The sequence below is a fragment of the Rouxiella silvae genome (genome assembly GCF_002093625.1).
In the GTDB taxonomy this organism is placed as follows: Bacteria; Pseudomonadota; Gammaproteobacteria; order Enterobacterales; family Enterobacteriaceae; genus Rouxiella; species Rouxiella silvae.
The window spans coordinates 19,354-29,052 of the sequence record NZ_MRWD01000067.1 but is presented as its reverse complement, the minus strand read 5'-3'; the positions used below and the strand labels follow the sequence as shown (position 1 = coordinate 29,052).

3 protein-coding genes and 1 pseudogene are annotated in these 9,699 nt (G+C 43.9%); all 4 read right to left on the bottom strand.

The window, feature by feature from the left end:
• Positions 1-578, bottom strand: a pseudogene (locus BS639_RS21225) (Abi family protein); the annotation flags it as partial.
• Between the two features lie 496 nt (positions 579-1,074).
• Positions 1,075-1,866 (bottom strand): DsbA family protein, encoded by a 792-nt coding sequence (locus BS639_RS21220; protein ID WP_084984273.1) that lies wholly within the window; start codon positions 1,864-1,866, stop codon positions 1,075-1,077.
• Positions 1,863-7,127 carry a conjugative transfer relaxase/helicase TraI gene (traI, locus tag BS639_RS21215; protein WP_084984272.1) on the bottom strand — a complete coding sequence of 1,755 codons (5,265 nt, stop codon included), beginning with the start codon at positions 7,125-7,127 and terminating at the stop codon, positions 1,863-1,865. Before traI ends, BS639_RS21220 begins: the two co-directional genes overlap by 4 nt.
• Entirely contained in the window at positions 7,124-9,658 is a 2,535-nt protein-coding gene (traD, locus tag BS639_RS21210) for a type IV conjugative transfer system coupling protein TraD (RefSeq protein WP_084984271.1), read from the bottom strand. Before traD ends, traI begins: the two co-directional genes overlap by 4 nt.
• Positions 9,659-9,699 lie beyond the last annotated feature (41 nt).

Sequence of the window (9,699 nt, the reverse complement as noted above, 5' to 3'; positions counted from 1 at the left end):
TCATTATACATCTTAAAAAGATTATCCTTTTGCATACCAATTGCGTTAGGGAAAACAATAGACGTCAAGTTCGGCCATAACTTTTTATTATTCGTGTTATCAACATAGTCAGAATTAAGAAGAACAACCCATGAACCTAGCATCAAGTTACCAACAATATGCTGGTTGTAAGCCCGTTTTATTTGAGGAGTACCTTTTCTAATTTTTTTTTCGTAAATGATATCCAGAATTTTTTTATAGTCAGGGTGTTTATTTTCTTTATAAGCATCTAGATCAAGTTGGGTATGCCTATTTACAATATGATGATGTAGTTTAACAAAATCTCTGGGTAGGTCTTTGCTCCGGTAAACATTGGTGAACCAGAGCCAGCCATACTCGGGAAGTGTCATGACTCCTTGGTTGATAGAATTTCTTAGCGAGACTTCAATAGACTGAACCAGGGGAGTAAAGGCTCCGGCCAATATTTTGTTCCAAGTATAGACGGCATAAGCATGTTCATATTCTGGAAAACCAAATGCATCTTTGTACTTAGTAAGCCTCGGAATTGATATCTTATCCAAAATTTCCGTATCTAACATCCTCTTGTCCCATAAAGTAAGTTGCTGTGCCGTGATTGCAAATCTTACCCATAGACTCCCACTTAATGAAGCTAATCCTCTAGTGTTGCAAAAGTTTTTTTTTTGGGTTATAGTCAGCGTTAGTAAACCGAAGAGTACCCGCTAACGATATGTTATGGTTCTTTGGTAACGGCAATCAGTGGTGTCTTACGGGACGCCCACCCATGACTAAGGCTCCCCTAAAGGGAGCCTTAGTCACATCTTATACTTTTTTTTTGAAATTAACCACTCATTTGCTCACAACTACATTATCTCCAAAACCTGAAATCTGGATTGCGGACTTCCTTTCCCCTTACCATCGGACATAACCGCCCTTCTGTGCATGTATAATTTGTTCCCTTAATGGAGTTTCATTTAAAGTGGCTTGAATTCCAAAGGAAAGAATATTAAAAAGGTTTAACTAACTGAATAATAGACATAAATATTTCAGTGGTTGATAAGGACACTTGGTAGTTATTTATAATTTTGCTCTATTAATTGCAGCCTGTAATGCATCAAGGGTGGCTGCGCCAGGGACTACAGTTATCGTTTTAGCCGTAGCATTTTGAGCAGGCATGATTATAAAAGCAGGTGTACCTGAAACACCAATGCCTTGCGCAAGTAAGTCATTCTTACCTACAACAACCTTATAGTCATTATCCGAGACAGTCATAGTAGGTACAGCCTTCAATGCCTTGGCGGCAACTAAAGCAATATCATCAGTAGTCAGTTTACCTTCATCATGGCCAGTTGCGTAAATACCGTTATGATATTGCAAATAGGCCTTTGCCCCTGATTGCGCATATACATTCAAACCGGTTAACGCGGCTATATCAGAGTTCTTCCAATGTGTTGCAAAAATAGGCCAGTCACGAAAGATGAATTTCACGTCGGGGTTATTTTTAATAAGCGATTCTACGGTCGGGGCCATATGGCTACAGTAAATGCATTGATAGTCAAAAAACTCGGTCACTGTAACTTTGGCGTTGTCCGGACCTAAAACAGGAATGCCTTTTACTTGCATTAATTGCTTCTGAAGCTTGGTTACGGCATCAGTCATTAGTTCTTGCTGCTGTGTGCGTTGTTTCGCTTGAAGTTCCTGACTGACCTTAATCAGTACTTCAGGATGTTGAACGAGGTAATCTGATGCGATTTTACCTATTGTAGCCTGTTGTTCTGGTGTAAAACCCACTGCCTGTGTTTCCGCTGCTATCGCCGCGCTACCAGTTAGTAATGCCACTACTGGTATAAAACGAATTGCCCTGATCATATTTCTTTATCCATATTACGAGAACGCGTATTTTCATACTCTTCACGTTCAAATGTGATTTCTCTCTGCGACCGTCCAGTAATCTTGTCAGTGGTGCGCTCGATCTTGTCTTTCACGACATCCATACTGAGCTCATTAGCAGCTCGGTTGAGCAGCTCTTGCTCTCTAACTGATAACCTGAGTTCTGAAGATTTTTCTCGGGCGCTTTGTGAAAGCTGTTGAACCAAATCTTTCAGCTTGCCTTCAACTGTATCCAATCCGAGATCACCATATTCCCTGAATTTTCCCTGTTCGCCGGTATTTATGTCTTTTTCTTTTGCAATTGCCTCCTGTGCATCCCGCAGGGCTTTTTCGGTAGCTTTATCTGACGAGATGTTTTCCGTTAGACGTATCGCCGGTTCTTGAACTTGTTTCTGCTGGGCGTCCATGCTCTCTTTCAATGCGGCAGTAATTGTCGGCTGGATTTCTTCAGGAATAGGTATTTGCTTATCAAAGACAATCCCTACTGTTTTCAGAAATATCGGGCTAAAGCTATTCGGATTTTTATCTGATATAACAATCCCAGTCTGCTTATCTTCACCGGCAACATGTAATGCCTCCTCAATGTCTCGAGCGACGTACATTTTATTGTTAAGGCTGGTTCGCAGTAGATTTGCTTGAGTACGCTGCGTATTGACAGGCTTAGATGTTGTGGTCTTGTAAACCCCATCGACAGCACGCTCAATAGACACCAATTCAATACCGCTTTCTTTACCGAAATTATCCAAGGACTTGAGGACCAATCTTGTTTCTGGATTTTTTCGAGAGGGGTTGAGGACTTTTACATCGATGTCCCCTTTGTTTAAGCCGTTCTGCGACATCCATGTTCTGACAGCAAAATTGCTATCGGCTTCTTTAGCGTACAACATAAGAAATTGTGCTTTTTCTTTCTGATGTTCGGGTGCCAGGACATCATGCGCGGTACGTGGCTGAGCCTCTTTTTGTTGAAGCTTTTGTTCCCATTTTTCTCGGTCATCGGTATAGATCTGAACATGTGATTTTTCACGAGATGCAGAAATATAGAACCCGCGCATATTGGCCATACGCTTTCTACTTCCTTCGACACCTTCCAGTGCTATGACATAAGATGCACTTGCCCCTTGTGCTCCATAGCCGGTTGTCGCATATGAATAATCAATATGCTTATCGTGGTGGAATTGACGGGGATTTATGACCTTTTGACCGTTTTCACCGCTCAGGTAGATACTTCCGTTATCATCAATTTTATTGATAACATACTTTTCGTTTGCTGTGTGCCCATGGTCGCGGTTGGACTTTTTGAAGACAATGCTTTCCCCTTCATTAAAGGTAAGGTCTTCTGTTTCAAATACCTCGATACGGCGTGAATTGAGTTCTTTTGGGGAATACACGACATGCTTATTTTCAGCATTTCGCATATGTACCAGGCCATTCTGTTTATCAATATTAGTCACATGCATGTAGCTGTCGTTTTCCAGAACAACTAAACCCGCCTTCCAATTATTAATACTGTTGAATGCTGTTCGCTCATTGCCATTACGCACTAACGTCGTTAGCTCTATAGCTTTAGGCGACAGTTCGCCACGGTCTAAGAGTTCGTTATGAATGGTCTTGTTGATCACCCGCCGGTCGTTATTAAGCTGAGTGATAATGAGCGTATTATTCCTAGCCTCTTTTGTGCGGCTCAAATAATCTGCTGCAATGTGTTCCTGGATTGATGGTTGTTTTGCAACCGATTCAACATCACTTTGAGCCTGCTTTATTTTCACTTCAATGACAGATGAAGGAATGTCGATTCCTGCATGCCGAGGCACAATCGCGGGATCTACTTTCTCAATCAGCGCCAGCGCCTTTACGGGGTCATTGTCGATTATGCTATACACAGCCTCCCGCAGTTCCGGAGTCTGTTGCCTGACAATCTCTTTCATGATGGCAACGTCCAGCGGCGACCGGTCCTGCATGAGACGGAAAGATGCACCCGCTTCAATTGATTCCAGCTGGTCGTCATCTCCCATGAGTACGGCGCGGCCTGACGCTTTGTCGATGATGGAAAGAACATCCCTCGTATCTTGGTTTCCGATCATGCCCTGTTCGTCTATTAGAAATAACGTTCTTTCAAAATTGACCTTTTCACCGGCTTCTAGCCGTTTCTGAACGTCAAGGATGAATGATTTTGCTGTCTGAGCCTCTATGCCAACAGAGCGCATCTCGGCTACAGCTCTGTGCGTTGGGCCGAGTCCGACTATTTCAGGCCTCTCATTTTCAGGCAACGTATCAAGAGACGCTGTGACCGCAGTTAACTGGGTCGTTTTCCCAACACCTGCGTAGCCTTGTATACCCATGAAGCGATCTTCGGTAGATAAAACCATAGTAGTAGCAGCACGCTGGCCAGCCGTCAGCCCTTCTAGCCTGGCTGGGTCAATTTGTTCCATGAGGGGTTTAACCGCACTTTTCCCGCTTTCAATGAGCGATACAATGCTTTTCTCAATTTCATACGTCTCACGGGCTACTAAATGAGACTGACCGTTTACGTCCATGCTGATCAGTTGACCTGAAGAAACCCTTTTATTAACTTCAGCCAAAATTTCAGAATTTTTGTTATGAATACCCAGCGCTTTATCGATAAGTTCAAGTCTGCTGAATGAAACTGTGCTCATGTTTTCAATGGCAAGAGAAACTGCCTTCTGGCCATCTGTCTCGAGATTGGCTTTTAGCGTATCAATGGATTCTGAAGTATCGGTTTTGCCGGATGCTTCTTTCACCAAAGTAAGTATCGACTTTTTATTGTTAAGTCGCAGGAGTTTACTTTCCGCCTTCTCCTGTGATTCAGCCGTAAATACCTCTGCGCGATTTCCAGATTGTGCCAAGGTATTCATCATTGACAGGCTTAGCTCATGGGTGGTTAGCCCTGCGATGACAGTCCCTTGCTCATTATCTTTAGCGCCTGCTCCAGAGACATAATCATACCGCGCATACAGTGGTTCATTGACTGAGACTTTAAATTCTTTATTGGTGCCATTAACTGATAACGTAACGCCACCTTCAGTGATCGCTTTTACCGTCACGGAAGCTTTCGCCTTCACTTTTTCTTTGTAGCTGGCCGTCGTCATTGAGAGCTTCTCGCCTATGGCGATTTCAATGCTTTGGGACTCAAACAAGCGCCAATCTGCGTTGAGTTCGCCGATAGCTTTGTTATGTTGCTGCCCTTTTTCGTCCTTCAGAACCAAAACCTTAGTTTCTTCGCTAACCCGATCAATAGTGTATGTTTTTCTGTTTTTTTCAGTCCTATCCTCGATGACCATCCCCGAATGGTAAGTCCCAATCTGTTTACGCGTTTTCTCGGTGACGAACACCGGAGAACGTGATTCCATAGAGATATCTTTGCTTTCGAGTAACTCAGCGTTCTTGAGTTCGTTCCGGATGATCCCCGTCAGATTTTTTTGCTCACGGGGGCCGGTAACGACGACCGTTGCTCGTTCACCAGTACTGGTGATCTCCGTAAATCTTTTAGCAATGGCATCATAACGCGTGCTTTTATCAGGGATACTGACAACCTGAGTTTCAAGCTTGTCGAGGGTGTATACGGGGTTGTGCTTCTCTGCTCCTGCATTATTGAGAACAGATAGTACGTCGCTGTTAGCCTGCCTGGCAGTGCTATCCATGAAAACGAGTTGTAGATTTTTTTCGCGAGCATGGCTAAGCAGAACAACCGTTTCTTTTAGCGTCATTTTTTCAGCAGCTTCAACGTAAACCGTGCTTTGCTCCGGTACGGTAAAGTCATTGCTGAGCAAACTATGCTTCGGGATGACTTTATCTGCGAGTTCAGGAGATCGGGATAGTGAATCCAGTCTTGCTGTCGTAGAGGCCAGTACAACCGCGTCACGGCCTCTTTCTGTGGTGAAATTCACCATATTCTCAGTCATGTCGCGAAGTTTGCTGATGGACGCTGGAACCTGCACAACAGATAATGATTCTTTCTCTAGAAACGCAAGCTCACTTTTGCTATCCCCACCTTCACGCGGCGTCATGAATGTAAATACCTGGCTGTCTTTAAGGTGGTCTTTTGCCATGTGCTCGACAGAAAGTTCATCCAGGATATGAATTTTGGATGTGAAGATGCCTTTTTCGCTGTCCATTGGGATGATCATACTTTCAGCAATAGCGTGGTCTATAGCGCCTTTCAACTCGTTAACAGTATATGTATTTTCACTGTTCTCGATGGAAGTCAAAAGTAGATCGCTAAAGGTAAATTTTGACTTTGTATCGCTTAGCAAAGAGACGGATTTGGCTATGATGTTAATTGCTTCGCGCTCAATCTCCGGCGGCGCTTCTCTCGAGCTATGTGGTTTAACTTCCTTGAGATAGCCTTCTAAATCAAAACCTTCCTGCTGGAGCTTATCTTTCCATTTATCCATTAATTCAGGGCGAGAAGGCTCCTGTTTAGCGTTACGCGTATCTTTGGCTGCCACGTCTTTGCTTTTAAGAGAGGCATCATCGCCAACCGACTCCCTGATCTCTTCACTGCGAGTCGAGTATGACCGTCTTACAGATTCAGGAACGCCTTTAATTTCCCATAGGCCATGAGGTCCAACATCCTCAATCTCATGCCCCAATTGCTCGACACGCTCCTTGAGCGCATTTCGATAAACTTGGCCGAGTGCAATATGGTGTTTGTAAATCAGCTCGCCGAAGCCGCTCTTGTTGATGAGGTCAGTACCGAGGGCTTTATACTTTCCGTCTTGCTCGGTGATATTCATGACAACTAGGTGAGTATGGAGCTGAGGATCTAGATTTCGGTTTGTATCATGGGTGAAACCGGCGGCGATTATCTTCCCCGTGTTGACCATACGCGTCTCACCATCAACCGTCAGTCGTGCTGATGCTAACTCTTCAACATATTCGGCCACGACCGCTACAGATTCTTTATGAGCCTGCTGCATATCTTTGTCCTGCCCAATCAAAGCCAGGATGGAGACACTTTTCGGTGCTGAGAACGTCAGATCATAACCTGGCCGATGTACATGCTTACCATCTACATCTCGGCCAAGGACTGTACCGTCCTGTAGTTTGCCGTGTAAAAGTTCGGTGAAAATCTCAGCATTCACCGGTCCTTCTAGACCCATTTCATCAGCAAGTTTACCGTGCCATTCAGCTGTAAGATTTCCGAGGAAGTAATAGTTATCTGTCTTTGTGTAATAAGTAGCAGCACCGCCTGCGGAACTTACATTGGCAACTGACATCATAGGTCTGGCTCCTCCATTTCGTGTTCACCATGTTCACGGTGAACGAGAATATTCTTTTCTTCCTCTGCCATCTTTCGGACCGCACCTTGGTTTTGGGTGATTTCACTCCCTTCAGTTTTGATGACCATAGCACCACTTTCAGTTTCATAAACGATAGCTTCGAATTCAAGCTCCTCGGATCTCCCCCCGCTTTGGTCACCGGTATTATCGTTTGACTGCTTGCGGCGCGGATCAATGAACTTGAAAGCATCAGTATTACCGGTGGACTTCTCTGCACTAATTTCAGTATGGCTTTGAACAGGCAATCCAATATTCTGAGCATTATTTTGCGTTTCAACCCTCTGATTATCTCCGCGCAATTTCGCTAGTCTTTCTTGCATCGTTATAGTAAACGCAAGTGCAGTGTCTTCAGGTTTGGAAACTTGTGCGGACCCTGCAACCGGCTGTGTGAGCACTAAGGTTTGTTGCTTCGGTGCGGTCGACGCCACCGACTGCGGGGCCACTACGGTTTTTTGCTCCGGTGTAGTCGACGCCACCGGCGGTGTGACCACTGCGGTTTTTTGCTCCGGTACAGTCGACGCCACCGGCGGTGTGACCACTGCGGTTTTTTGCTCCGGTGCAGTCGACGCCACCGGCTGCGGTGCCACTACGGTTTTTTGCTCTGGCGCGGTCGACGTCAAAGTCGCGTGATTTTCAATTATCTGGTTTTGAAAATCTGTATTCATCCCTTTTTCATTATGTACGATGAGTTCTTCTAGCAATGGGCTTAATTTATCGTCGATTTTTCTTTCGATAAGAGCAGGATGTTTCTTAGGTAGATCTCTATAAGGTACATCCATATTAATTACTGGGTAGTCACCTGGCAGGCGCACATAGAAATTAAGGTCGGCCATCCTCATTATTTCATCGTAATCAACGATTGGTTGGCTCACCTTATCCCTACCAATAGAAATACCATCCCTGACTTGATCTAAACCAAATGAGTTCTGCTCTCGGGCTTCTTTACGTCTTTGATTACCTAATTCTTGCTCGATATCTTTCGCTACTTCAGCGCTTGGAGAACGTCCATAAAATCGAGTATTCATGAGGTCGAACAAAGATTTTGCAGTGTCTTTTCCGTAGGTATTACTCAGTTGCGCCATGTTCTGCATACCAATCACAAAGCAGCCTCCAAATTTACGGGCTTCGGCCAGTGTCTCATTCAGTTCAGGGACCTTTTGGAGCGAAGGCAATTCATCTAGGATGAACCACACACGCCGGTTAGGGTTTTCCCCCATACTCTGAAGGTAGATTGTTGCGATTGACAACCACATAGACATTAGAGGCTTAACCGACTTCCGATACTTTGAGTTTGTCGAGATAAACAGCCAGCTATTGCTGAACTCCTCATCCGACATCCACTCACGAATGCTGAAGCGCTTTTTGCCGGACTTCTCAAGCCCCTGTAGAAAACGTAGAGCCTTAGCGTAGTTGGTAATAACAGACCGAATTGAGATTGCAGTTTTCTCGATCTTCTCCTCAACAAGGTTTGACGACGGTGTATTAGCAAGAAACTCACGTAAACTCTTTAGACTGATAGTGAATAAAATTTTTAAGAAGGATTCGATATCTCTATTTTCGTTTTTAGCCATCTTCATTGCACTATCAGCAAAAATGGTGCGGGAACTTGATACCCAGAAAGGATCGGAATCTCCCTCTACAGGAATAAGTGACGCTGTGATGTTTTCGTAATCAACCACACTTTGGCACTCGTGCCATAAGTCCCACCATTCGCAGCGTTCATCATGGGCATTTAAAATCTTATCTGTTTCTGGATTATAATGCGTCTGAATGAATGTACCACCTGAATCAAATATAACCGCTCTATCCCCGCGACTTCGAATATAATCAAGCAGGTATCTAATGAGTGTTGATTTACCTGTACCGATGGTTCCGTGCATGAGGAAGTTTTGAATTTCGGCATTTTTAACCATATGAAGCTTTCCAATTTTCAAGTCGGACTTCTTCCCTCTTGATGCCAGTATCTTATTAACTTCAGCAGGTTTTTGAGTAAGTTTCATGCCTGAAATGTACTCATCATCAGTCTCCTCTTTACCTACGCGACCAATCCAGAACATAAGGATAGAATAAATACCAAAAGATACTGCTGCGCCAAGCCCTGCATAAATCTCTAAGCGAGTAAGAAACATGTTCCCAACTTCAGCCATTTCTTTACTATTGAGAATTTGCTCCAAAGTGAATTTCAAAACCGTATAATTAACACCGGCATCATCATAAACCCTCACACTCCATGTTTTGACTGTAGAGTGGGGATTTAATAACAGAAATGAACTACTCATATCAGCAAGCCAATACGTTAGCCCATTAGCAATAATACTCATAGGAGTAAAAGCAAAAAAGACCAGCATACTTATTGCGAAAAATATCAATACAACCCAAAATGAGAACCAGTTATTTACCTGATTGAACATTCTGAAACGATAGGCAGTAATCTGCCCACCTTGAGTAATATTTTTTGGTACGAAGCTCATAGTGAAAATCTCAAGAAGTTACAATAGGGCTAACGCCCTAT